Origin of the sequence: Corynebacterium sputi DSM 45148 (assembly GCF_000427865.1) — a bacterium.
GTDB classification, from domain to species: domain Bacteria; phylum Actinomycetota; class Actinomycetes; order Mycobacteriales; family Mycobacteriaceae; genus Corynebacterium; species Corynebacterium sputi.
The window spans coordinates 99378-124113 of sequence record NZ_ATYV01000002.1 but is presented as its reverse complement, the minus strand read 5'-3'; the positions used below and the strand labels follow the sequence as shown (position 1 = coordinate 124113).

18 protein-coding genes are annotated in these 24736 nt (G+C 62.5%); 13 read left to right on the top strand and 5 right to left on the bottom strand.

The features are described from left to right. Nucleotides 1-13: 13 nt before the first annotated feature. Nucleotides 14-853, bottom strand: coding sequence for an IclR family transcriptional regulator domain-containing protein (locus YWU_RS0101640; RefSeq protein WP_084141520.1), 840 nt, complete (start codon nucleotides 851-853; stop codon nucleotides 14-16). Nucleotides 854-995: 142 nt separating this feature from the next. Here YWU_RS0101640 and YWU_RS0101635 point away from each other — a divergent pair, with 142 nt between their 5' ends. Together YWU_RS0101635 and YWU_RS0101630 are read left to right on the top strand one after the other, a co-directional pair. Next, nucleotides 996-1739 carry a CoA transferase subunit A gene (locus YWU_RS0101635; RefSeq protein WP_027019105.1) on the top strand — a complete coding sequence of 248 codons (744 nt, stop codon included), beginning with the start codon at nucleotides 996-998 and terminating at the stop codon, nucleotides 1737-1739. Beyond that, nucleotides 1736-2371 carry a CoA transferase subunit B gene (locus YWU_RS0101630; RefSeq protein ID WP_027019104.1) on the top strand — a complete coding sequence of 212 codons (636 nt, stop codon included), beginning with the start codon at nucleotides 1736-1738 and terminating at the stop codon, nucleotides 2369-2371. Before YWU_RS0101635 ends, YWU_RS0101630 begins: the two co-directional genes overlap by 4 nt. A gap of 58 nt (nucleotides 2372-2429) precedes the next feature. Here YWU_RS0101630 and YWU_RS0101625 read toward each other — a convergent pair whose 3' ends face one another. The 3 genes from YWU_RS0101625 to YWU_RS0101615 all read right to left on the bottom strand — a co-directional run bounded on the left by YWU_RS0101625 (nucleotide 2430) and on the right by YWU_RS0101615 (nucleotide 6940). Continuing rightward, a complete protein-coding gene (locus tag YWU_RS0101625; protein ID WP_027019103.1) occupies nucleotides 2430-3224 on the bottom strand; it encodes an alpha/beta fold hydrolase in 795 nt (264 codons plus the stop codon). A gap of 27 nt (nucleotides 3225-3251) precedes the next feature. Further along, nucleotides 3252-5495, bottom strand: a complete 2244-nt coding sequence (gene katG / locus YWU_RS0101620) for a catalase/peroxidase HPI (protein WP_027019102.1) — start codon at nucleotides 5493-5495, stop codon at nucleotides 3252-3254. 350 nt (nucleotides 5496-5845) lie between these two features. Beyond that, nucleotides 5846-6940 (bottom strand): hypothetical protein, encoded by a 1095-nt coding sequence (locus YWU_RS0101615; RefSeq protein ID WP_027019101.1) that lies wholly within the window; start codon nucleotides 6938-6940, stop codon nucleotides 5846-5848. A 379-nt stretch (nucleotides 6941-7319) separates the two neighbouring features. Between YWU_RS0101615 and clpX the strand changes: the two genes are divergently transcribed. Then, nucleotides 7320-8585: an ATP-dependent Clp protease ATP-binding subunit ClpX gene (clpX, locus tag YWU_RS0101610; protein ID WP_027019100.1), complete on the top strand. Its 1266-nt coding sequence runs from the start codon at nucleotides 7320-7322 to the stop codon at nucleotides 8583-8585. A 67-nt stretch (nucleotides 8586-8652) separates the two neighbouring features. Here clpX and YWU_RS14525 read toward each other — a convergent pair whose 3' ends face one another. Further along, nucleotides 8653-9423: a TetR/AcrR family transcriptional regulator gene (locus YWU_RS14525; protein ID WP_051259888.1), complete on the bottom strand. Its 771-nt coding sequence runs from the start codon at nucleotides 9421-9423 to the stop codon at nucleotides 8653-8655. A gap of 343 nt (nucleotides 9424-9766) precedes the next feature. On the opposite strand from YWU_RS14525, the gene YWU_RS0101600 reads away from it, so the two are divergent. The 10 genes from YWU_RS0101600 to proB all read left to right on the top strand — a co-directional run bounded on the left by YWU_RS0101600 (nucleotide 9767) and on the right by proB (nucleotide 24680). Beyond that, nucleotides 9767-10750: a malate dehydrogenase gene (locus YWU_RS0101600; protein ID WP_027019099.1), complete on the top strand. Its 984-nt coding sequence runs from the start codon at nucleotides 9767-9769 to the stop codon at nucleotides 10748-10750. 69 nt (nucleotides 10751-10819) lie between these two features. Then, a complete protein-coding gene (locus YWU_RS0101595) occupies nucleotides 10820-13540 on the top strand; it encodes a valine--tRNA ligase (RefSeq protein ID WP_240484027.1) in 2721 nt (906 codons plus the stop codon). A gap of 404 nt (nucleotides 13541-13944) precedes the next feature. Beyond that, nucleotides 13945-15432, top strand: a complete 1488-nt coding sequence (gene folC, locus YWU_RS0101590; protein WP_027019097.1) for a bifunctional tetrahydrofolate synthase/dihydrofolate synthase — start codon at nucleotides 13945-13947, stop codon at nucleotides 15430-15432. Further along, complete coding sequence (locus YWU_RS0101585; RefSeq protein ID WP_051259887.1) at nucleotides 15429-15881, top strand: DUF4233 domain-containing protein; 453 nt, start codon at nucleotides 15429-15431, stop codon at nucleotides 15879-15881. Before folC ends, YWU_RS0101585 begins: the two co-directional genes overlap by 4 nt. 72 nt (nucleotides 15882-15953) lie before the next feature. Continuing rightward, nucleotides 15954-16364, top strand: coding sequence for a nucleoside-diphosphate kinase (gene ndk, locus YWU_RS0101580; protein WP_027019095.1), 411 nt, complete (start codon nucleotides 15954-15956; stop codon nucleotides 16362-16364). Between the two features lie 551 nt (nucleotides 16365-16915). After that, on the top strand, nucleotides 16916-20998 hold the full coding sequence (locus YWU_RS14520; protein ID WP_051259886.1) for a translation initiation factor IF-2 N-terminal domain-containing protein: 4083 nt from the start codon (nucleotides 16916-16918) through the stop codon (nucleotides 20996-20998). 243 nt (nucleotides 20999-21241) lie between these two features. Then, a complete protein-coding gene (rplU, locus tag YWU_RS0101570) occupies nucleotides 21242-21547 on the top strand; it encodes a 50S ribosomal protein L21 (RefSeq protein ID WP_027019094.1) in 306 nt (101 codons plus the stop codon). A 37-nt stretch (nucleotides 21548-21584) separates the two neighbouring features. After that, entirely contained in the window at nucleotides 21585-21845 is a 261-nt protein-coding gene (gene rpmA, locus YWU_RS0101565; protein ID WP_027019093.1) for a 50S ribosomal protein L27, read from the top strand. 196 nt (nucleotides 21846-22041) lie between these two features. After that, nucleotides 22042-23547, top strand: a complete 1506-nt coding sequence (obgE, locus tag YWU_RS0101560; protein ID WP_027019092.1) for a GTPase ObgE — start codon at nucleotides 22042-22044, stop codon at nucleotides 23545-23547. Between the two features lie 2 nt (nucleotides 23548-23549). Then, nucleotides 23550-24680 (top strand): glutamate 5-kinase, encoded by a 1131-nt coding sequence (gene proB / locus YWU_RS0101555; RefSeq protein ID WP_027019091.1) that lies wholly within the window; start codon nucleotides 23550-23552, stop codon nucleotides 24678-24680. Nucleotides 24681-24736: the final 56 nt, after the last annotated feature.

The window sequence follows — 24736 nt, the reverse complement described above, 5'->3', positions numbered from 1 at the left end:
GCGGGTACGGGAACTATTTCCGCTGTGCTGCCAAATCAGCGCTGATCAGAGCGGCGGTGTTCTGGACCGCAGGGAGGAGCGTTGAGGTTAGGTGCTCCAGGTCATAAGCGGCGGTTTGAGTGGAGACGTTGATGGCGGCGACAGTCGTGCCAGATGGGTCGACGACCGGTGCTGCCAGCGAACGCAAACCTGGCTCGAGCTCTTGGTCGACGATGCTCCAGCCTTGTTGACGGACGGTGTCAATTTCAGCTCGCAGCGAGTCTTCCTCCGTGATGGTCCTGGCGGTGAGCCGCTCTAAGGTCGTGGAGGCCAAATAGTCATCGAGCTCATCGTCAGAAAGATCTGCCAGCAGCACCCTGCCCATGGAGGTCGCCCACGCGGGGAATCGAGTGCCAATGGTGATGGCCACTGTCATAATTCGGCGAACCGGGACGCGGGAGACGTAGACCACGTCTTTACCGTCACGCACAGACATTGAACTGGATTCCCCGATGGTCCGGGATAGCTCCTCCAGCCGTGGCTGTGCCAGGGCTGGCAGTGACAGGCTCGACAGGTACGAGTAGCCGAGTTCCAGAATCTGCGGTGTCAGCCAGAACTCGGAGCCATCTGTCGCTGCGTAACCAAGGTCCACCAGCGTGTGGAGGAATCGCCTGGCGGTGGCGCGGGCTAGGCCCGTTGCCTCCGAAACGTGGGACAAGGTCTGGCGGGGCCGTTCCGCGTTGAACGTGCGGATCACCGCGAGGCCGCGGACCAAGGACTGAACCTGGGTGCGCTGCTGCGGGTGCTCGGCCGACTCGTCGATGGGCCCCGCGGAACCGCTGAGTCTCGGGCTCGTCGATGGGTTCGTTGTCATCGGAGTGTTCCTTTCACTGGAGCGTCACGGGGACCAGGGGATGAGAGAGGGGCCCGTGCACTACCTACATTGTGCCCCGGATCTCTTGTTCGCCCTATGAACGCTTGTACGTGAGGTGAACACCACTCTATAGTGAGAAACCATGCTCGACAAAACCTTTTCCTCCGCCACCGATGCCGTGGCCGATATTCCCGACGGTGCGTCGATCGCTGTCGGTGGATTCGGTCTCGTCGGAATCCCCTCCATCCTCATCGATGCCCTGCGTGAGCAGGGTGCCGGTGACCTGACGATCATCAGCAACAACTGCGGCCCCGACGGCTTCGGCCTCGGCACGCTCCTAGAACTGCACCGGATTTCTCGAACCATCGGCTCGTACATTGGGTCGAATAAGGAGTACGCCCGCCAGTATCTGGCCGGTGAACTCTCCGTCGAGTTCACCCCCCAAGGCACCCTCGCTGAGCGCATGCGCGCCGGCGGTGCCGGTATCCCCGCGTTCTTCACCACCGCCGGTGTTGGCACCCAGGTCGCCGATGGCGGCTTACCGGTGCGGTACAACTCCGATGGCACCATCGCGGAGCGTTCCCCGGCTAAGGAAACCCGTGAATTCAATGGGCAGACCTACGTCATGGAGGAGGCCATCAACGCCGACTTCGCCCTCGTCCACGCACACAAGGCGGATCGCTTCGGCAACCTCGTCTTCACCAAGACGGCCCGCAATTTCAACCCGGACGCCGCTCAGTGCGCCAAGATCACCGTCGCTCAGGTCGAGCACCTCGTGGATTACATCGATCCTGATGATGTCCACGTGCCGGGAATCTACGTCGATCGCGTGGTGCACGTTGGCCCGCAGGAAACCGGAATCGAGAACAGGACGGTGCGCTCATGAGCTGGGACCGCAACCAGATGGCGGCTCGCGTCGCCAAGGAACTGAAGAACGGTCAGTACGTCAACCTCGGCATCGGCATGCCGACCCTCGTCCCGGGTTACCTCCCAGAAGGCCTGGATGTTGTGCTGCACTCGGAGAACGGCGTCCTTGGCGTTGGTCCGTACCCGCATGATGATGAGGTCGACCCGGAGCTCATCAACGCAGGCAAGGAGACCATCACGGTCGGCCCCGGTGCGTCCTACTTTGGCTCCTCTGAGTCTTTCGGAATGATCCGCTCCAAGGCCGTCGATGTCGCCGTGCTCGGCGCAATGGAGGTCTCCCAGTTCGGTGACCTGGCGAACTGGATGGTCCCTGGCAAGCTAGTCCGAGGTATGGGCGGTGCGATGGACCTGGTCCACGGCGCCCAGCAGATCATCGTCATGACCGATCACCTCACCCGCAAGGGCGAGCCGAAGATCCTCGAAGAGTGCACCCTGCCGCTGACCGGTGCGCGCTGCGTCGATCTTATCGTCACCTCGCATGCGGTCTTCTCGGTCGATGCCAACCGAGGTCTGACCCTCGTGGAGTGCGCCGATGGTGTGAGCGTAGAAGAACTGCATTCGCTTACCGACGCCCCTTTCCACGAATCCTGACCCCACAGCCGGACCCCCACAGAAATCCGTGGGGGTCCTTTTGCTGCGTCTGGTTCGGCTACCTGGCCGCTGTGTGCGCCCGGATCAGGGCCGTGACTTCTGCTCCCTGTTCGTAGGTCGGCACATGGCCGGCCGGGCTCACGACCTCACTGCGGGCGTTCTGCACCTTGTCTGCAATTGAGACGAGCACCTCTGGGGAAGTCGTGGGGTCCTCGGTGCCAGCAACTGTCAGTACCGGCTGATCGATTTCGCCCAGGCGGTCGGTGCTGTTGAAGTTCGCGATGGCCTCACAACACAGGGCGTAACCTTCGTCGTCCGTGTCCGCGATCATCTGGGCGAACTTCTCTTTGATGTCCGGGTTGGCCTCTAAAAAGGTGGAGGTCATCCAGCGGGGGAGGGTGGCGTCGATAAGCGAGGCGGTTCCGTTTTCCCGAACCGATGCTGCCCGGTCGATCCATTGCTGCGGATCACCGAACGTTGGCGCCGTGGCGATCAACGTGACGGTAGCGATTCGCTCCGGGTATTCAATCGCGAGAGTCTGCGCGATCGCGCCACCGAGGGACAGGCCGACGACGTGGAATTGGTCCACTCCGGTGGCGTCCATCGTCTCTATGACGTCAGCAGCCAGGTTCGACACTGAAACCGGATCCGACACCACCGGAGAGTCACCGTGACCCCGCAAATCACAGGCAATGACCGTGGAGAGGTCCTCCAGTCCCTGCAACTGCGGATCCCACATTGAGACGCTGGAACCCAGCGATCCCAAAAGGACCACCGGCCCGGCCCCGAGGACCGTGCGCGGCTCGGTGGACTCGTCAAGGGTCCCGACGCGGACGGTGTGCAGCAGGGCCATAGCGGTGCCTTTCCGGTGATTGTGTGGCTAGCGGTGCAGGTCGAAGCGATCGAGTTCCATGACCTTCACCCATGCCTTGGCGAAGTCGTTGACGAACTTCTCCTTGGCGTCATCGCTGGCGTAAACCTCGGCCAGAGCACGGAGCTCCGAGTTAGAGGCGAACACCAGGTCAGCGCGGGTGCCGGTGCCTTCGATTGCGCCGGTGGCGCGGAACACGGTGGAGTTGGCATCCGAGGGAGTCCACGTGGTGCCGAGCTCCAGGAGATTCACGAAGAAGTCGTTCGTGAGCTGACCCGGGTTCTCGGTGAGGACTCCTTCGCTGCGGCCGTTGTAGTTCGCGCCGAGGACACGCAGACCACCGACGAGGACAGTCATCTCCGGTGCAGACAGCGTCAGCAGCGAGGCACGATCGACGAGCGGGTGCTCGGCGCCCAGGGGGTGCTTGCCGGTGTCGTAGTTCCGGAAACCGTCAGCCTTCGGCTCCATGTGGCCGAAGGCCTCCTGGTCGGTCTGCTCCTGCGAGGCATCGACGCGGCCCGGGGTGAACGGAACGTCCACCTCGACACCAGCGTCCGAAGCTGCCTTCTGCACGGCGGCGGTACCACCGAGGACGATCAAGTCAGCCAGGGAGACGTGCTTCGGCTCGTTGGCACGGTTGAAGTCGAGCTGGATGTCCTCCAGCACGTCCAGAACCTTCGCCAGTTCCTTGGGCTCGTTGACCTCCCAGTTGCGCTGCGGCTCCAGGCGGATGCGTGCTCCATTGGCGCCACCGCGCTTGTCGCCACCACGGAAGGTGGAAGCAGATGCCCATGCGGTCTTGACCAGCTGCGGCACCGTCAGGCCTGCCTCGAAGATATTCGAGGTCAGCGTCTTGACGTCCTGCTCATCAATTGCCTCACCGGTGGCCTCCGGCAGCGGATCCTGCCAGATGAAGTCCTCTTCCGGGACCTCCGGTCCGAGGTAGCGAGCCTTCGGTCCCAGGTCACGGTGAACCAGCTTGAACCAGGCGCGAGCGAATGCGTCGGTCAGCGCCTGCTGGTCGTCGCGGAAACGCTCGGAGATCTTGCCGTACTCCGGGTCGAAACGCAGCGACAGGTCGGTGGTGAGCATGCGCGGCTCGCGCTTGCCGTCCGAGTGCGCCATCGGGACCATGTCGTTTCCGCCACCATCCTTCGGGCGCCAGTGCACGTGGCCGCCGGGGCCGTCGACAACCTCCCACTCGTAGCCGTAGAGGATGTGGAAGAACTCGTTGTCCCAGCGGGTCGGGTGGTAAGTCCAGGTGACCTCGATGCCTGAGGAAATCTGGTCATCGCCCTTGCCGCTGCCATAGGTGTTCTTCCAACCCATGCCCTGCTCGGTGATGTTCGCACCCTCCGGCGGCTCATCGGTGTACTCGCCGTCCGAGGCGGCGCCGTGGGTCTTACCGAAAGTGTGGCCGCCAGCGATCAGCGCGACGGTCTCCTCATCGGTCATGCTCATGCGGCTGAACGTCTCGCGGATATCGTGTGCCGCGGCAAGCGGGTCCGGAACTCCCTCCGGGCCTTCGGGGTTCACGTAGATCAGGCCCATGTGGGTAGCGGCCAGCGGCTGCTCCAGGTCACGGGTGGTCTCGTTGGTACCGTTGAAACGCTTATCACTACCGAGCCAGGTTCCTTCTGACCCCCAGTAGACGTTCTCCGGCTCCCATACGTCCTCACGGCCACCGCCGTAACCAACGACGGGCAGTCCCATCTCTTCCAGCGCCACGTTGCCGGCGAGGATGTAAAGGTCAGCCCAGGACAGGGCCATGCCGTACTTCTTCTTAACCGGCCACAGGATGCGACGTGCCTTGTCCAGTCCGGCGTTGTCCGGCCAGCTGTTCAGGGGAGCGAAGCGCTGCTGGCCGGAGCCAGCACCGCCTCGGCCGTCTTCGACGCGGTAGGTACCGGCGGAGTGCCAGGCCATACGGATCCACAGCGGGCCGTAGTTACCGAAGTCTGCCGGCCACCAGTCCTGTGACGTGGTCATCACGTCTGCGACGTCCTTCTTCACCTCCGCCAAGTCGAGGGCGGAAAATTCTGCGGCGTAATCGAAGTCCTCGCCCGTGGGACGGATGTCCTGCGGGTTAGGGGCCAGAAGACGGAGGTTCAGCTGGTGGGGCCACCACCGCTGATTGGCATCACCTTCGGTGGCGAAGGGGCAGCCACCGCCGAGTGCATCGTCTTCCTGGGTTGCCTGGCTTTCCTGTGGTGCCTGGGCATGGTCCCGGCCACGATCGATATTGTCGCTCATTGTCTCTCCTGTCATGGGTGGGCTAATGAGAGGAGCGACCCTGGCGGGCGACCCCCTCGCGCTGCAGGTGTGTGAGCGGATAGGGGCATGACGGAGCTGCCTACCGCGGTGACGTGTGTTTCGAGGTCACCGGGCAGGCCGACTGAGTCGACCGCTGATCCCGCACACATGATTTAAGGTTCCGGGAAATTGTGATCTGTGTCAACGAAAGCCGGACATTGCCCCGAGAATGGCGCGAACGCGGTTACCCCCGTTCCGTCAGACGGTCGCATCTGGACATACGAAGCGCCGCCAACCTCCTTGTTGGGAAGGTCGGCGGCGCGCCGGAAGTGAGTAGGAAGGAGTCGGGATTAGTCCTCGGCGCCGGCTACCGTAGTTGAACCGAAGGCAGGCAGGACCAGGCAGGACTCTGCTGTGGGGAGCTGGTAATGGACACGGCCGTACAGCGCAGCGACGACATTGCCGTCACCAGTGTTGGGAGTAGTGGAGTACTCCAGGGACGGCAGTCCGAGCGGTCCTCGGTTGGTGAGCGGAGCGAGTCCGCCCTTGAACGTGGACAGGTTGATCCAGATCACCTTGAGGTCCGATGCCGCAGTGTCGAGGTTGATGCCGTCATTAAGGATCACCGACGTGTATCGGGCATGGCCGCCAGGGATATGGGGGAACAGTGAGTTGTCCGGAACCGGCCACGGGCCGAAACCGTAGTTCGGTCCTGGCTGAACGTAGGTCTTGCCGAGGGTTACGGGGGAATCGCCGACGCCGCATCCGACTACGAGCGTCGGAGTGAGGAACTCTTCCTTTTCCGTGGAATTACCTTTGCGGGCCTTGTCTTCGCCCTGCACTGCTTCGTCGATCGCGTCCGGTGCGACGGTCGCAGCAGCGTCGCCCAAGGCTGCATCGGACTCAGATTCATCGGTTGTAACGGGCTCCTCTTCGACACCGGGAACGTCGGTGGAGTCTTCGCCCTGAGCTTCCTCCTCCGGTGCCTCGTCATCGGACGGGGTCTCATCAGTGGAATCGTCGTCACCACCGGCGTCCTCGTCTGGCTCCTCGGTATCTGGGTCCTCGACCCCACCGGGCAACTGCGGGAGCAGTCCCTCGAGCGAACCGGAGCCGGGGAAATCCCCGGTCAGGATTCCGGTGAGGAGGGATTCCAGGGCTCCGAGCTCACCCGGTCCGAGTTCTCCTAGGAGTCGGAAAAGGTCCTCGAGGGGAATGCCGCCCGGGGCGTTGAGGGCACCGTCGAGAAGCGCGAGCGATTCACTGGACAGGCTCCCGGAGACGATGTCGAGATCGGCCGATCCAGTCGACAGATCCAACGATCCAAGGGAGGAGGAGGGTTCTGCGGGCTCCACCGGATCAGCGGAAGCAGGGGAGATGCCGAGTCCAATTGCAGTGGCGAAGGCGATAGCAGCGATGGCAGTACGACGAAGCTGGAGGCTCATGCGGAGGTCCTTTCGACCTGAGAAAAGCTCTGAGAGATCGCACTCGCTGGGCCGCCGGGCCGACCGGATTTGTCCGAGGCCACAGCCACTCTGCCGTTACTCATGCGATAGAAGATATGGGTGAGATGGATGTTACTAAAGTTGCGAGAAGTCCACTACTGATGTTGATGTGATGGGTTGCCCCCGGTATCCCGAGGAAGGCGCACTGATTCGGAGCTGGCGCATTGGCACATATATGTGACACTTCGCTCTAGACGCCACAGAAATATCCGCGACCGGGGTAGCGTTGGAGTTCCATGTCAGGTCCCGGAGTGCGGCACAGCCACATCTCACGGTCGACAGGGGAAATCCAGCGTCAAGGGAAGGAAACCGAGGCCAGATGGCTCGAATGCAGGAAAGCTCCGATCTGCTGAAATGTTCCTTCTGTGGGAAAAGCCAGAAGCAGGTCAAAAAGCTCATCGCCGGACCCGGTGTCTACATCTGTAATGAGTGCATCGAGCTCTGCAACGAAATCATCGAAGAAGAGCTCGCCGGCGTGCCCGCCGAGGCAACCGGCGAAGAAGGAGACCGGCTGCCGCGCCCGGTCGAGATTCGCGACTTCCTCGACGAGTATGTGATCGGCCAGGAGGCCGCGAAGCGCAATCTGTCCGTGGCGGTTTACAACCACTACAAGCGCATCAACGTCAGTGATGACCTCGGCGAAGAGGTAGAGCTCGCGAAGTCCAACATTCTCTTGCTCGGCCCCACCGGCTGTGGCAAGACCTACCTCGCGCAGACCCTCGCCCGAAAGCTTGATGTCCCATTTGCCATCGCAGACGCAACCAGCCTTACCGAGGCCGGCTACGTGGGCGAGGACGTGGAGAACATCCTCCTGAAGCTCCTGCAGGCTGCGGATTTCGATGTGGAGAAGGCCCAGAAGGGCATCATCTACGTCGATGAGGTGGACAAGATCTCCCGTAAGTCGGAGAACCCCTCCATTACGCGGGATGTCTCCGGTGAAGGTGTCCAGCAGGCTCTGCTGAAAATCCTCGAGGGCACCGTTGCCTCCATCCCGCCGCAGGGAGGCCGCAAGCACCCGAACCAGGAAATGATCCAGTTCGATACCTCCAACGTCCTCTTCATCGTTGCCGGCGCATTCGCCGGATTGGAGAAGGTCATTGAAGAGCGCTCGGGCCGCAAGGGTCTGGGATTCGGCGCGGACGTCGTGCCGGTTAAGGGCGTCAGCGAGCAGGACCCCTTCTCTAAGGTGCTGCCGGAAGACCTCATCAAGTTCGGTCTCATCCCCGAGTTCATCGGCCGTCTGCCGGTACTGGCCTCGGTCACAAGCCTGGACCGGGAGGCACTGGTCCGCGTGCTTACCGAGCCGAAGAATTCCTTGCTGCGCCAGTACTCCCGTCTCTTCGAGATGGACGGCGTAGAACTGCGTATCGACGATGACGCCATGGATGCCATCGCCGATAAGGCCATCGCCCGCAACACCGGTGCCCGTGGGCTCCGCGGAATCATGGAGGAGATCCTCATGCCGGTGATGTTCGAAGTCCCTGACCGCGACGATGTGGTCGCCGTGCGCGTCAGCGCAGAATGTGTGACAAACGGCGAGGTGCCTGAATTGGTCACCGAAGAAAAAGACGAAAAATCTGCTTAACGACGCCTAATCCCCCTTCCTTCGCCTGAACCAGGTGAGAGAAGGGGACGTCGTAAAGCAGGGGTTGTTACTGCTCGTAAATGTCCGAGTAGCCCAGTGAAGCGTCGTAGAGCCGAGTCTCGTCGTCGCCGTACACCTCGTCCGAGAGGTGAACCTCGACGACCGGATCGTTCGGCGTGTTGTCGACGCCGGTGTAGGACTCGCCGCCGGAACCACCATTGACCGAGGTCAAGAACCCGATAATGGTGTCGATAACCAGCGCCTTAGTCTTCTCGCGCATGGCCTCATCGGTCAGCGGCAGCGCGTAGATTCCGTGGAACGCCGGATCGCCCAGCGTGGGGAAGCAGCACATCGACGCCACGATGAAGTGGATGTCCGTTGCCGACACGTCGGTGCGGAAAGCGCCAAGGTCGCGACCAAGTAGCAGGATCCGGTCATACTCCTGGACGGCTGGGTGCTGCTCGAAGAACCGGCTGTACTCACCGCGCGGAAGCAGCGGGTGGAGGTTCTCGGCGGTCACCAGACGCACAGAGTTGGGGGAGTCGAAATATGCGTCGAACACCCGAGACAGCACATGGCGCATTGCCTCGACAGGAATTTCTGAGGTTGCCCGAAGTTCCTCAGTAGAGGGGTGCAGCCGCTCCAACCCGTAGCGAATGGCCTCGCGGTACAGGTTGGTCTTGTCCCCAAAGTGGTAGGTCAACTGACGCTTGGTGACTCCAGCCTGATCGGCAATGTCATCCATCTTTGTGTCGGCGAAACCCTTGTCCACAAACAGCTCCAACGCAGCCTCCAACACCGGCCGGGCTGCGATGTCATCGTTCACGTTGGTTCTCATTGAAACGTCCTTGCACGTCGGCGTGGATGCTGCGGTGGATCAGATGTCACCACTCGTCGGGGCATGGGTGGTTGCACGTCGCCAGAGTAGCCGCGTTTTCGCGCGATAGCCGTTAGACACCCCTCAAATTGCCCCCGAATGTGAGTGATATGTCAGACAAATGGCAGATACGGGCAATGCAGAAACGTGTCGTGTTTGAACGGACATGTGGATCAGGACTATCTGATATAAGCCGTCGATGGGCATGGCACCCGCGAATTCGGGATGCGGTAGAAGGGCCACTGCGCTGCCAGAAGGCTTTCACTATCGTGGAAAGAAGTTTTGCATCGTCGAAAGGACTGTTATGACTACCGTTCCAGTGAAGGTCGCCGTCACCGGTGCCGCAGGACAGATTGCGTACTCCCTGCTGTTCCGGATCGCTAACGGTGAAGTGTTCGGCCCGGAGACCCCGGTAGAGCTGAACCTGCTGGAGATCCCCGAGGCCACCCGTGCCGCAGAGGGTGTCGCCATGGAACTTGATGACTCTGCGTTCCCGCTGCTGCAGAAGATCACCGTCACCGATGACGTGAACGTTGCCTTCGATGGCGTCAACGCCGCTTTCCTTGTCGGCGCGAAGCCGCGCGGTAAGGGTGAAGAGCGCGCTGACCTCTTGGCGTCTAACGGCAAGATCTTCGGACCGCAGGGTGAGGCACTCAACCGATTGGCCGCAGAAGACATCCGCGTGGTCGTGGTTGGCAACCCAGCGAACACCAACGCCATGATCGCGCAGCGCCATGCACCGAACATCCCGGCTGACCGTTTCACTGCTCTAATGCGCTTGGACCACAACCGGTCGCTGTCGCAGTTGGCGACGAAGACCGGACGGGCCACCGGCGACTTCCGCCATATAGCGGTGTGGGGCAACCACTCCGCGACGCAGTTTCCGGATGTTGAGTACGCCACCGTCGGAGACGACAAGGTTGCTGAGCTGGTTGATCGAGAGTGGTACGAGGGTGAGTTCATTCCGCGCGTCGCCAAGCGTGGCGCTGAGATCATCGACGTGCGCGGCAAGTCTTCGGCGGCCTCGGCAGCCTCTGCCTCGGTCGACCACATGCGCGACTGGATCCACGGGACCGCCAACGACGACTGGGTGTCCGTCGCTCTTCCCTCGGACGGTTCCTACGGAATCCCGGAGGGCTTGGTTTACGGCTTCCCGTGCCGCAGCGTGAACGGGGCCTGGGAGATCGTCCAGGGCCTTGAGATCTCCGACGCCCAGCGCGCCCGCATGGACGCCAACGCTGAGGAACTTGCCGGTGAGCGTGACGCGGTGGCAGATCTGCTGCCGTAGCGGCACCGTTTTACTGACACCCGCGGGCCGTGGGTGAGCGATGGCGGCTGGGACACTAGACTGGCCGGCGTGAACAACGCCGAGAACCTTTCGAACCGAGCCGACCTGCTGCCGAAGTCCTGGGTGCCCGCGGACGTGGAGTCCGACCTCTACCAGGGGTGGGTAGACGCCGGGTACTTCACTGCAGACGCAACCAGCGACAAGCCCGCGTACTCCATCGTTCTCCCGCCGCCGAACGTGACCGGCCAGCTGCACATGGGCCATGCCTTGGACCACACCCTCATGGACTCCCTCGCGCGTCGCAAGCGCATGCAGGGATATGAGGTGCTGTGGCTGCCGGGCATGGACCATGCCGGCATTGCGACGCAGACCAAGGTCGAGGCGCAGCTGAAGGAGACCGAAGGTAAGGACCGTTTCGACTACGGCCGCGAAGAGTTCATTGAGCGCGTCTGGGAGTGGAAGAAAGAATATGGCGGCCAGATCGGCCACCAGATGCGGATGATCGGCGATTCCCTCGACTGGTCCCGCGAGCGCTTCACTCTCGATGAGGGGCTGTCGCGCGCTGTACAGACCATCTTCAAGGAGCTCTTCGACCGCGGCCTGATCTACCGGGCCAACCGCATGGTCAACTGGTCCCCGGTGCTCAAAACTGCTGTCTCGGATATTGAGGTCAAGTACGAAGATCGCGACGGCGAACTCGTCAGCTTCCGCTACGGCGAGGGGGAGAAGTCCATCGTCGTGGCCACCACCCGTGTCGAAACGATGCTTGGCGACGTCGCCATCGCCGTCCACCCGGACGACGAGCGCTACACCGACCTGGTCGGCGAAGTTCTGCCGCACCCATTCCGCGACGACTTGTCCCTGCGTGTCATCGCTGATGACTATGTCGACCCCGAGTTCGGCTCCGGCGCCGTGAAGATCACCCCGGCGCATGACCCGAATGACTTCGCCATGGGCCAGCGCCACGGCTTGGAGATGCCGACCATCCTCGATGAATCCGCTGTGGTCGTCGGTACCGGCACGAAGTATGACGGCATGGACCGTTTCGATGCCCGCGAGGCCGTTCGCGAGGATCTGCGCGCCCAGGGCCGGATCGTCAAGGAGATTCGCCCGTACGTCCACTCCGTCGGCCACTCGGAGCGCTCCGGCGAGCCGGTCGAGCCGCGCCTGTCGGAGCAGTGGTTCGTGAAGGTGGAGGAACTGGCAGCGATGTCCGGCCAGGCCATCCGCTCCGGCGACACCACCATCCACCCGGCCTCTCAGGAGCCGCGCTGGTTCGACTGGGTCGATGACATGCACGACTGGTGCATCTCCCGTCAGCTTTGGTGGGGTCACCGCATCCCGATTTGGTACGGACCCAACGGCGAGATCGTCTGCGTCGGACCTGATGATGAGGCTCCCACCGGTGAGGGCTGGCGCCAGGACCCGGATGTCTTGGACACTTGGTTCTCCTCTGCGCTGTGGCCTTTCTCCACGATGGGCTGGCCGGAGGCTACCCCGGATCTGGCGAAGTTCTACCCAACGTCCGTGCTGGTCACCGGCTACGACATCCTGTTCTTCTGGGTTGCTCGCATGATGATGTTCTCCACCTTCGCCGCGACCCTGCCGAACTCCCCGCTGGGCACTGGCACTGACGGCCGCCCGCAGGTGCCGTTCACCGACGTCTTCTTGCATGGCCTGGTCCGCGACGAGCACGGCCGCAAGATGTCCAAGTCGCTCGGCAACGGCATCGATCCGCTGGACTGGGTCCGCGACTACGGCGCTGATGCCCTGCGCTTCACCCTCGCCCGCGGCGCCAACCCCGGCACCGACCTGCCTGTCGGTGAGGACAACGCACAGTCCGCCCGTAACTTCGCGACCAAGCTGTTCAACGCCACCAAGTTCGCGCTGATGAATGGCGCCCAGGTCGGCGAGTTGGATGATCGTGATTCGCTTACCGACGCTGACCGCTGGATCCTCGACCGCCTCGACCAGGTCCGCACCGGTGTCGATGAGGCCCTGGACAAGTACGAGTTCTCTAAGGCCAACGAGGCACTGTTCCACTTCGCGTGGGATGAGTTCTGTGACTGGTACCTGGAGATCACCAAGGTCGACTTCCCGCGTCTGGCCGAGGGTGAGTCCCTCACGCCGGCGCAGCAGGCTCGTGCTGCTTCGACCCAGCGCGTGCTCGGCCACGTCCTCGACACCGTCTTGCGCTTGCTGCACCCGACGATGCCGTTCATCACCGAGACCCTCTGGAAGGCCCTGACTGACGGCTCCGACCTTGGGGAATCCCTCGCCATCGCAGCATGGCCGACCGGCACCCCGGCCGAGATTGATACCGATGCTTCCCGACGCATCGACGACCTGATGAAGCTTGTCACAGAGGTCCGCCGTTTCCGCTCGGACCAGGGACTTAAGCCTGCGCAGCGCGTGCCGGCCCGGGTCGACCTGGCAGCGGCTGACCTTCTGGCGCAGGAGGAGTCCATCCGTTCGCTGGCTCGTATGGAGCAGCCGGAGGAGGGCTTCACCGCCACCGCATCTGTCGAGGTGCGTCTGTCGCAGGCAACTGTGACCGTGGAGCTGGATACCTCCGGCACCGTGGACATTGCCGCTGAGCGCAAGCGCCTGGAGAAGGATCTTGCTGCCGCGGAGAAGGAACTGTCCGGTACCGAGAAGAAGCTCGGCAACGAGGCATTCCTCGGCAAGGCACCGGACGCGGTCGTGGACAAGATCCGCGCCCGCCACCAGGTCGCCAAGGATGAGATCGAGCGCATCTCCGCACGACTGGAAGGTCTGCCCACCGCATGAGTGATCCCAAAGACAACGATTCGCTTCCCGACGACCAGCTCAACGACGAGCACCCCGACGACGACATCCTCGGCATTTCGATGGGTGAGCTCTCTGCCGACCTCGGAGTGACTTCTGAGGACAGTGCGGAAGCCACCGCCCGGAAGATGCTGGCTGAAGAACTCGCTGAAGCTGGTGTCGGAGCGAGTGGCGATCAGGACGAATCCGGCGATGCAACCGGAACCACTAATCCCTTCGATGCACTGGAGGATCTGACCTCAGACGAATACGTCTCGGCGTTGGTCTCTGATGAGGACGAGGACTACTCCGGCGACGCTGAATCAGAGATCGCCAAACTGGCCGAAGACCTCGGCGACGAGGTGGATGTCGAAGACCTCGACAGCGGAGTCGGCGCCGTCGGCGGCATGTTCGGCAAGCTCTCTCTCGATGGTGAGGGCCTGTCGCTGCCGCTGTCGGAGGCGGAGGCCAATGCGCCAGCGTCGCAGAAGATCACGCCGGATGACCTGGCTGAACTGGCCGTTGTCGAAGCGGAACTTGATCTGCGCTGGCCCGAGACAAAGATCGACCCGACCTTGGACCGCATTGAGCGGCTCATGGACCTTTTGGGCAACCCCGAGCGGACCTACCCGGTCATCCACGTCGCCGGCACAAATGGCAAGACGTCCACGGTCCGCATGATTGAGTCGCTGGTGCGCAGCCTTGGCCGTCGCACCGGACGTACAACCAGCCCGCATCTGCAGTTGGCCACCGAACGCATCGCCATCGACGGCTCTCCGCTGCACCCGCGCGATTACGTGCGGACCTGGCGCGAGATCGAACCCTTCGTGGGAATGGTCGACGCCGAATCAGAGGCCAACGGCGGCCCGCGCATGAGCAAGTTCGAGGTCCTTACCGCCATGGCCTTCGCCGCATTCGCGGATGCCCCGGTGGAAGTTGCTGTCGTCGAAACCGGCATGGGTGGGTCCTGGGACTCGACCAACGTCGTGAAGTCGGACGTTGCAGTGATCACTCCGATCGGCATGGACCACACCGATTACCTCGGTGACACGATCGCTCAGATTGCAGGGGAGAAGGCCGGCATCATCAAGTCCCGCTGGGATTCTGATGATCTGCTGACCCCGCCGGACAACGTCGCGATCATTTCCGAACAGGACCCCGAGGCGATGGAGGTGCTTCTGGCTCGCGCAGTCGAGGTCGATGCCTCGGTTGCCCGCGCCGGTGCCGAGTACGGCGTCGTCGATCACAGCCTGGCCGTTGGTGGACAGAACGTCACGCTGCGCGGAGTGGCAGGGGAGTACGACCAGATTTACCTGCCCCTCCATGGCGCACACCAGGCCCGCAATGCTGCCACCGCACTTGCTGCCGTCGAGGCCTTCTTCGGAGCCGGCCCCGGCCGGCCCTTGGCCATCGAGGCCATTCGTGAGGGCTTCCGGACCGTCGAGTCTCCAGGCCGCCTGGAGCGAGTCCGCACCACTCCCACCGTCTTCATCGACGCTGCCCATAATCCGCACGGCATCATCGCACTACGCGAAGCGATCCGAGCAGAGTTCGACTTCCGCAAGATCGTCGCTGTCGTCGCTGTCCTTGGTGACAAAGACGCCCGCGGAATCCTGACGGAGCTGGATGAGTTTGTGGACGAGGTCGTCGTAACGCAAACTTCTTCCCCGAGGGCACTGGACGTGGATCACCTCGCGGACCTGGCCTATGACGTCTTCGGTGACGAGCGCGTGCACCGCATTGACAGCCTTCCCTCCGCGGTGGAACTGGCGATCGCCTTGGCAGAGGAGACCGACACCGGCGACGGAATTGTCTCCGGCTCCGGAGTCCTCGTCACCGGTTCCGTCGTCACCGCCGGTGAGGCTCGCACCCTGTTCGGAAAGGAACCGCAATGACCGATAAAGGCCGCTCACCCAACCCCGGCCCTGATCGCGAAGAGGCCGGCGTCGGCCCGCTCGGCATGGGCAAGGCGTACGAGAAGGATCCGCTAAACGGACTCTCCGGCATGATGTCCGGCGCGCTGATCATGCAGGCGATCTCGGTGTTACTGGGTCTGCCGGTGGTCATGCGTGTCGACGACGGGGCCCACGCCACCACCTTTAACATCGCCTACGTCACGATCTTCGGCATCGCGCTGCTCGTGCTGGCGTTCCTGCAGCGCAAGCCCTGGGCATTGAAGGCCAACATCGTTATGCAGGTGTTCGGCGTCCTGATGTTTGTGGTGCACTGGTCGCTTGGATTGGTCGGCGTGGTATTTGCGCTGGTGTGGTGGTATATCTTCACCCTCCGCAAGAACTTCATTGCTCGCCGCGACCGTGGTCTGCTCACCACGCAGCACACTTAGTTCGCAGGCTCCGGTCGGGTAGTGACCCGGCCGGTTCGCGGGAGTCCGGTGCGTACCGATAACATTCCGTCCATGACCGAACGCACTCTTATTCTCATCAAGCCGGACGGCGTCGCACGCGGCCTCGTCGGTGAAGTCCTCGCCCGCATCGAGCGCAAGGGCCTGAAGATCACCGCTCTGGACCTGCGCGTCGCCGACAAGGCTGCCGCAGAGGCCCACTACGCAGAGCACGCCGAGCGCCCCTTCTACGGTGAGCTCGTTGATTTCATCACCTCCGCACCGCTGATCGCCGGCATCGTCGAGGGCCCCAACGCCATCGCCGCATGGCGTCAGCTCGCCGGTGGTACCAACCCGGTCGAGGCTGCCACCCCGGGCTCCATCCGTGGTGACTTCGCTCTCGAGGTTGCTGAGAACATCGTCCACGGCTCTGACTCCCCGGAGTCTGCCGAGCGCGAGATCTCCATCTGGTTCCCGAACCAGTAGGTCCGCCGGACTTTCCGGGTCTTCCCGGATACCTGTCCCGTCCCACCCAGTGCCATGTGCGGCACCGGTGGGGCGGGATTTGTCGTTCCTTGGCCTGCTCGACTCATGCACCGGTTGAGCGATGGCCGATTTCGATCGCCTCCGCTTCGCGCGACCTGGACAAATGCTGATGCGCGTGATCGGGATCAGTCACCTGTGATCCGAGTTACCGGCTCCTTAAGGTTCGGACCCCCGGCTCGTAGCGGAGTCTTGCCCTCGACCTGGGGAAATGCGGCCGGGGCTCTACGTACCGGGGTATCGGACGGATGGGGGAGGAGATCTCACCCGCGGATCGCTTTGCAAGGGACCGGAGTGCCGGACACGGCCAAATGGTTATGTATGCGACAATGGCCGATAGGTGTTCGCTCCGCGATCTTCGTAGTTGACCGCTGAACTCCGACCAGACTTTTAAAGAACTCAATATCTGTCGGCGCCGCCCCTCCATCCCCTATTGGTCGATGGACGAGAGGCCGGGTCGCCATGGGCGGATCTAGAAGGAGAATCACATAACCGTGGCAAATTACAGCCAGGAGACAATTGCACAGGCACGCGCATTCGACAATGCAGCTGCACCAGAGAAGATGCGAGTGCACGCGCTGGCGAAGGCGCTGGGAATCCAGTCGAAAGACGTGATCCGCGAACTGGATACCGCAGGAGTTCCGGACAAGCGCGCCCAGTCTGCCGTGTCCGCGGACGAGCGTGCGAAGGTCATCGCAGCCGTCACCGCCGGCGCGCAGGACAGTACCGATGGCGATAAGAAGCCGGCGCAGAAGAAGACCGCGAAGAAGGCAGCGAAGAAGCCGGCTAAGAAGACCCCGGCGAAGGCGGCTCGGACCGCTGCGAAGAAGACCACCGCCCCGGCGGAACAGGTCTCGCAGGCTCCGAAGGCAGAGGAGACTAGCACCGACACTGCAGCCCCGGAGGCTGCCCAGGCCACTGAGTCGACGGACGAGAAGTCCGCCGAGCCGAAGAAGGCTGCGCGGAAGTCGGCGAAGCAGACGACCCGTCGTCGCAGCTCCGGCAAGCAGAACGTGCAGCAGGCAGATCAGCAGTCTGAGCCGGCTGGTGAGACTAAGAAGGCTGAGCAGACGGCAGCGCCGAAGAAGGCTGAGTCGAAAAAGACCGAGCCGAAGAAGACCGAGCCCAAGGTCGAGCAGGCCGCTGACGCGACTGCCGCTGACCAGGCTGCCGAGGAGAAGGCTCCGGAGGCAAAGAAGGCTGCGCCGAAGCGTCGCCGTCGGGTGAGCGCTCGGAGTGCACCGAAGTCTGAGGCTCCGGCCGCTGCAAAGACTGAGGCTCCGTCGGAGGAAGACTCCCGTACCGAGGCGCAGACTGAGGCTGAAGTTCTTGACGCAGCAGGTTCTGAGCCGCGTCCGCCGCAGGTGCGTACTCGTCGTCGGACCCGTCGTACCGTCCGACGCACCACGACGTCGGCTGATGGCTCCACCCAGTCCGTGCAGGGTTCCCAGGAACTGTTCTCTGAGTCGAATGAGGATGGATCCAGCTCTCAGTCCGAGGCTGCCGAGATCACCGAAACGACCGTCGACGCCCCGATTTTCCAGGCGCCCAAGTCCGTGGAGAACAACCGCGGCAGCAAGAACACCCGCACTGATCGCACTGATCGCGCAGACCGCAGTGACAGCGAAGTCATTGACGTTGAGCCGACTGACGTGACGGTCACAAAGGACGATCGCTCTGAGTCCGGCGATGAAGAGAACAACCGCTCGCAGCGCTCGCGCCGTCGTCGCCGTGGTCGCGGGCGTGGCCGCTCCTCGGAGAACCAGCAGGAAGCCACTGCTGAGGCTGAGACCCAGGAAGAGCCTGAGGCCGAGTCCGCGCCTGCGCCAAAGAACCCGGCGAAGCCGGAGCCCAAGGAGCAGCAGTCCACGGTCCGTGATGAGCAGGATGTGGAAGGTGGGGAAGGGGACGTCGTAAAGCAGACTGCAGAACCCACCGCCATTAAGGGCTCCACGCGCCTGGAGGCGCAGCGCCGTCGCCGCGCGGATCGCCGTGAGCAGTCCAAGAAACGTCACGTGATTTCCGAGGCTGAGTTCCTGGCTCGTCGTGAGTCTGTTGAGCGCACTATGGTCGTTCGCGATCGTCAGCGCCACGACCACTCAGGCACCGTCACGCAGGTCGGTGTGCTGGAGGATGACCTGCTCGTGGAGCACATGGTCACCTCTGAGACCGAAGAATCGCAGATCGGCAACATCTACCTCGGCCGCGTGCAGAACGTGCTGCCGTCGATGGAGGCTGCCTTCATCGACATTGGGCACGATCGCAATGGCGTGCTGTACTCGGCGGATGTCAACTGGCGTGCGCTGGGGCCGGAGGGCAAGTCCCGCCGGATCGAGCGTTTCCTCAAGTCCGGCGACCAGGTGTTGGTGCAGGTTTCCAAGGACCCGATCGGGCACAAGGGTCCGCGTCTGACTACGCAGATCTCGTTCGCCGGTCGATTCCTCGTCTACGTTCCGGACGGACAGTCTGCCGGTATCTCCCGCAAGCTGCCGGAGCCGGAGCGCAAGCGCCTGAAGCGCATCCTCAAGGAGGTCACTCCCGAGGGCGCCGGCACCATCGTGCGTACCGCTGCTGAGGGTGTGGAGCAGGAGGCTATCGCCGGGGATATCGCGCGCTTGGAGAAGCAGTGGAATGACATCTCCACCCGTGCGGAAGAGGCAAAGGCCCGTAAGGGCGCGAAGCCGCTGGCTCTGTATGAAGAGCCGGATTTGCTGCTGAAGGTCGTCCGCGACATCTTCAATGAGGACTTCAGTTCCTTGGTCGTCCAGGGCGGCGATTCCTGGCGCACGGTGAAGGGCTACGTCGATGAGGTCGCGCCGGATCTGGCCGACCGCGTCCACCGCTACCTGCCGCGCGATCACGGCGGCACTGATGTGTTCGACGAGTACCGCATCGAGGAGCAGATCGAGAAGGCTCTCGACCGCAAGGTCTGGTTGCCCTCGGGCGGTTCGCTGATCATCGATCGCACTGAGGCGATGACGGTCATTGACGTGAACACCGGCAAGTTCACCGGTTCCGGCGGCAACCTGGAGGAGACCGTTACTCGGAACAACCTCGAGGCTGCCGAAGAGATCGTCCGTCAGATGCGTCTGCGCGATCTCGGCGGAATGATCGTTGTGGACTTCATCGACATGGTGCTCCCGGAGAATCAGGATCTGGTGCTTCGTCGAGTGAAGGAAGCCCTTGGCCGTGACCGCACGCGCCATGAGGTCTCTGAGGTCACCTCTCTTGGTCTGGTCCAGATGACTCGAAAGCGTCTGGGCACTGGTCTACTTGAGACCTTCAGCACTGAGTGCAAGACCTGCCGTGGCACCGGTTACCTCATCCACGAGGACCCGGTGGAACATGAGCATGAGTTGCCGCGCACGAAGCGTTCGCAGCGTCCGCACGATAAGGACGATGCGCCGAAGAAGAGCGAGAAGAAGCCGCTTCCCGACGCCTCCCGCCCCCACACTCCCTCTACCTCCACTAAGGACCAAAGCAAGGATTCCCAAGAGTCGGAGCAGAAGGACTCTCGAGATAGCCGGGACAACCAGGAGAGCAAGGACGGACAGGAACAAGGTCAGTCGCAGAGCAAGAGCAGCCAGCGCCGTCGTCGCCGCAGGGCGAACCAGCGCCGTGCCGCCGAGGCTGAGCAGCAGGAGCAGCAGGAGCCCTCAGATGGGCAGGTGGCCCCCGCGTCGACCTCAGGTGAAGTGTGGAGCGATGACGATGACTACTTCGTCACCGAGTCCTCCGCTCAGCGTGAGGAAGAAGAGCGTGCCGATGAGGCAGCTCTCGGAGTAATTGACTCGATCTTTGTGACTGCAAGCGATAAGGACGATGAGGCGCTGGACCCCATTGCCGCTGTCGTGGCTGCAGCCACCGCTGAGGCTGCCGAGAAGGATCCGGACGAGCCGTCGGATGATCGGTACGTCTCTGAGGTCTCCAGGCGTCGTAGTCGTCGCCGTGTGGTTCGCCAGGACCAGAAGCCGGAGCAGAAGCGCGCTCCGAAGCAGGGTTCTGCGAAGGGCCCGAAGGCACAGCAGAAACAGGCCCCGAAGGCTGCGGAGCAAAAGGCCCCGGAGAAGCCGGAGAAGACGGTCGAACCGATTGCTGAAGCGGCCGTCAAGGCTGTTGGCTCTGCGGAGACCGGAGCAAAAGGTGAGACCTACCAGGAGGCAGTGGAGAAGTTCGAGGCGTCGCCGCGTCGTCGTCGACCGACCCGCGGCAAGTCCCGTTCGGATCACGCACCGGACCCGGCCACGTTCGAGACTGAGGCTCCGGCCAAGGATGAGCAGAAGGCCGAGAAGCCTCAGCAGAAGTCGGAGCAGAAGTCTGAGGCGAAGGCTGGTACCTCCAGCGCCTCTAGTCGCCGTCGCCGGCGGGTAGTTCGCAAGAACACCCCTGCGGACGCTCAGGGCGCCGATGAGCAGCAGCCGGAGGCCCAGCAGACTCTGGCTGAGGCTCCGGTGAAGAAGAATGAGAAGGTGGAGACGGGATCGTCGGTAAGCGGTGCGAAGGGCTCTTCGCGCGGCAACTCCGGCGGTAACCGCTCGAGCCGCTCACGCCGACGGGTAGTGCGCAAGAACAGCTAACCCGGCGTATAGTTACACCGCCCTGACAGTTTCTGTCGGGGCGGTTTGGCTTTTGGGTCCCTTATTGGCTACTCTTGCACAGTCGCTGTTCACCGGTATGTACCGGCGCTTCACCGCGTCTGAAAATGCTGAGGCTGCACCAGTTCCGATTGGTTGCGGCAAGTGAGCGCAGTAGAAATTGTCCAGCTCGGAAGGCTCTGTGCCGACCGAACGAGTAAACCAAGAAAAAGGGGTAGCCCTCCTATGTACGCGATCGTCAAGACCGGCGGCAAGCAGTACAAGGTTGCCGAAGGTGACCTCGTCAAGGTCGAGAAGATCGAGGGAGAAGCCGGCACTGCCGTGTCTCTCACCCCGGTTCTGCTCGTCGATGGCGCAGACGTCACCGCTGGCGACAAGCTTGCCAACGCCACCGTCAACGCTGAGATTGTTGAGCAGACCAAGGGTCCGAAGATCAATGGTATGCACTACAAGAACAAGACCGGTTACAAGCGTCGCTGGGGACACCGCCAGCCGCTGACCGTTCTGAAGGTCACCGGGGTCAAGGCCTAATCGGCCTCCCCTCCACTCACGTTTCCAGGAGAAAATCATGGCTTCCAAGAAGGGTGCATCCAGCACCAACAACGGTCGCGACTCCGAGGCAAAGCGCCTTGGCGTGAAGCGCTTCGGCGGTCAGCAGGTCAAGGCCGGCGAGATCCTCGTGCGTCAGCGCGGCACCAAGTTCCACCCGGGCGAGAACGTCGGTCGCGGTGGCGACGACACTCTGTTCGCGCTCAAGACCGGCGCTGTCGAGTTCGGCACCAAGCGCAACCGTCGCACCGTCTCCATCGTGGAGAGCGCTGAAGCTTAAGCTTTAACGACGGCCCCGGTCTGCTCAGCCTCGCTGAACAGACCTGACCGGCTTCACCGCCGTGTCACAACGCCGCCGTCCCCGGTACCTCGTACCGCCAGGGGACGGCGGCTTTGTCGTATTCTGGGGTCCTGTGAAGGGCCCGCTAGTCACGAACGCCGGGATTCGGCGCGCAGCAGCACTATAGGAGTTCTGAATGTCACGTTTCATCGATCGGGTTGTCCTGCACCTGCAGGCCGGCGACGGCGCGCATGGCGTCAGCTCCGTGATGCGCGAGAAGTTTAAGCCGCTCGGCGGCCCTGATGGCGGCAACGGCGGCAATGGTGGAGACATCATTTTCGAAGTCGACCCACACGCACACACCCTGCTTGACTTTCACTTCCATCCGCACCTGAAGTCAGGTAAGGGCGGTCAAGCCGCTGGTGATCACCGCAATGGAGCAAACGGTGAAGACCTCATCGTGAAGGTCCCGATTGGCACGGTGGTGTTGACCGCCGATGGTGAGGTCGTGGCCGATATGAGCAAGAAGGGCATGCGCTTCGTCGCTGCCGAAGGCGGACGAGGTGGCCTCGGAAACGCGGCCCTCGCGAACCGGTACCGCCGCGCCCCGGGCTTCGCTTTGCTCGGTGAGCCGGGTGAAGAGAAGGCTCTGACTCTTGAGCTCAAGTCCATGGCCGATGTTGGCCTGGTGGGCTTCCCATCCGCCGGAAAATCATCGCTAGTCTCCTCGCTGTCGGCGGCGAAGCCGAAGATTGGTGACTACCCGTTTACGACCCTTCAGCCGAACCTTGGTGTGGTGCAAGTCGGACACGAGTCCTTCACTATCGCGGACGTTCCGGGGTTGATTCCCGGTGCCTCTGACGGTCGGGGACTGGGGCTGGACTTCTTGCGTCATATCGAGCGATGTGCTGTCCTGGCTCATGTCGTCGATTGTGCGACATTCGAGCACGACCGTGATCCGGTCTCTGATATCAAGGCCTTGGAAAAGGAACTCGATAACTACCAGTCTGCTCTGGATTCCGATGTGGGCTTGGGTGATCTGCGGGACCGTCCGCGGGCCATCATCCTGAACAAGATTGACGTGCCGGATGCACGTGAAATGGCTGAGTTCATGCGCGAGGACCTCGAGCAGTTTGGCTGGCCGATATACGCCATCTCCACGGTGGCACGCGAGGGTTTGGAGCCGTTGAAGTACGGCCTGCTTGAGCTCGTAAAGCAGTTCCGTCGGGATAACCCGGTCGATGCCGGCGCCACCCAGCCGGAGGTTAAGGTTGTCCGCCCCAAGGGCGTGCGTGGCCAGAAGGAGTTCGAGATCGTCTCGGACCCGCAGGAGGACGGTGCATTCATCGTCGAAGGCCGCAAACCAGAACGCTGGATCAACCAGACAAACTTCGAAAATGACGAGGCAGTGGGATATTTGGCCGACCGCCTAGCGCGTCTGGGCGTCGAGGATGCTTTGCGAAAAGCAGGCGCGGTCGAGGGTTGTTCTGTCACCATTGGGTGGGCCACCTTTGAGTGGGTGCCGCATACGCATGCCGGTGAGGACATGGAAATGAACACCGGACGCGGCACCGACCGCCGCCTGGGAACCACGGACCGAACGAGTGCAGCCGCTCGTAAACGTGCGTCGCAGGCGCGTCGTGGCCTGATCGACGAGTACCACTTCGAGAACGAGAAAGCTACTAGGGAGCGTTACACGTAACCATGAAGAACCCGCCTTACTCCAGTTCCACCCGCGATCTGATCTCAGATGCCAAGCGCATTGTGGTCAAGATCGGGTCCTCGTCTCTGACCGGTGAAGATGGTCGGACGGACCCGAAGAAGATCGACCGGATCGCGGAGGCCTTGGAGGCCCGCATGTCACGGGATTCAGACGTCATCCTCGTCTCCTCCGGCGCCGTCGCCTCCGGTATGGGCCCACTGGGTCTGGCCACTCGCCCCACGGATTTGCCGACCAAGCAGGCTGCAGCTGCCGTCGGTCAGGTCCGTTTGGCGCAGGAGTGGGCGCGGTCCTTCGGTCGATTCGACCGCACCACCGCTCAGGTCCTGCTCACCAGTGGTGATGCCGGTGACCGCAAACGGGCGCGAAATGCGCAGCAAACCATTGATCGTCTGCGGTTGCTCTCGGCGATCCCGATCGTCAATGAAAATGACACGGTGTCGACCTCTGAGTTCCGTTTTGGTGACAATGACCGCCTCGCAGCTCTGGTCAGCCACCTGGTGTACTGCGATGCTTTGGTGCTGCTGTCGGACGTGGAAGGACTCTACGACCGCAATCCCTCCGAAGAAGGTGCTCAGTTCGTGCCGGAGGTCTGGACCGGAAATGACCTGCGTGGTGTCGCAGCTGGTGACGGTGGCGCACTGGGCACCGGCGGAATGGCCTCCAAGGTTTCCGCGGCCCGTTTGGCCTCCCGTGGTGGAGTGCCGGTGCTGCTGACTTCTACTGACAACATTGACCGTGCTCTGGATCAGGCCGATTGCGGCACCGCCTTCGCCCCGCGTGATGAGCGCCTGTCGGCATGGAAGTTCTGGGCTCTGTATGCCGCGGACTCCGCTGGCATCATCCGCCTGGACGCTGGTGCAGTGAAGGCTGTCACCGAGCGCCGTAAGTCCCTGCTGCCGGTCGGAATTACCTCCTTTGACGGTGAATTTAAGTCCCATGACATCGTGGACATTGTTGGTCCGACCGGTGAGGTCATCGGTCGTGGCGAGGTGAACTACGACTCAGAGGAACTGCGCGACATGGTCGGACACACCACCGAGGAGCTGCCGGACGCCATGCGTCGACCGGTCATCCACGCGGACTACCTGTCGAACTACGCCTCACGCCTGTAGTCACCTGCGGTGTCGGTCATTCGACTGTGAACCACGGTTAATTCACCTATGCTGGA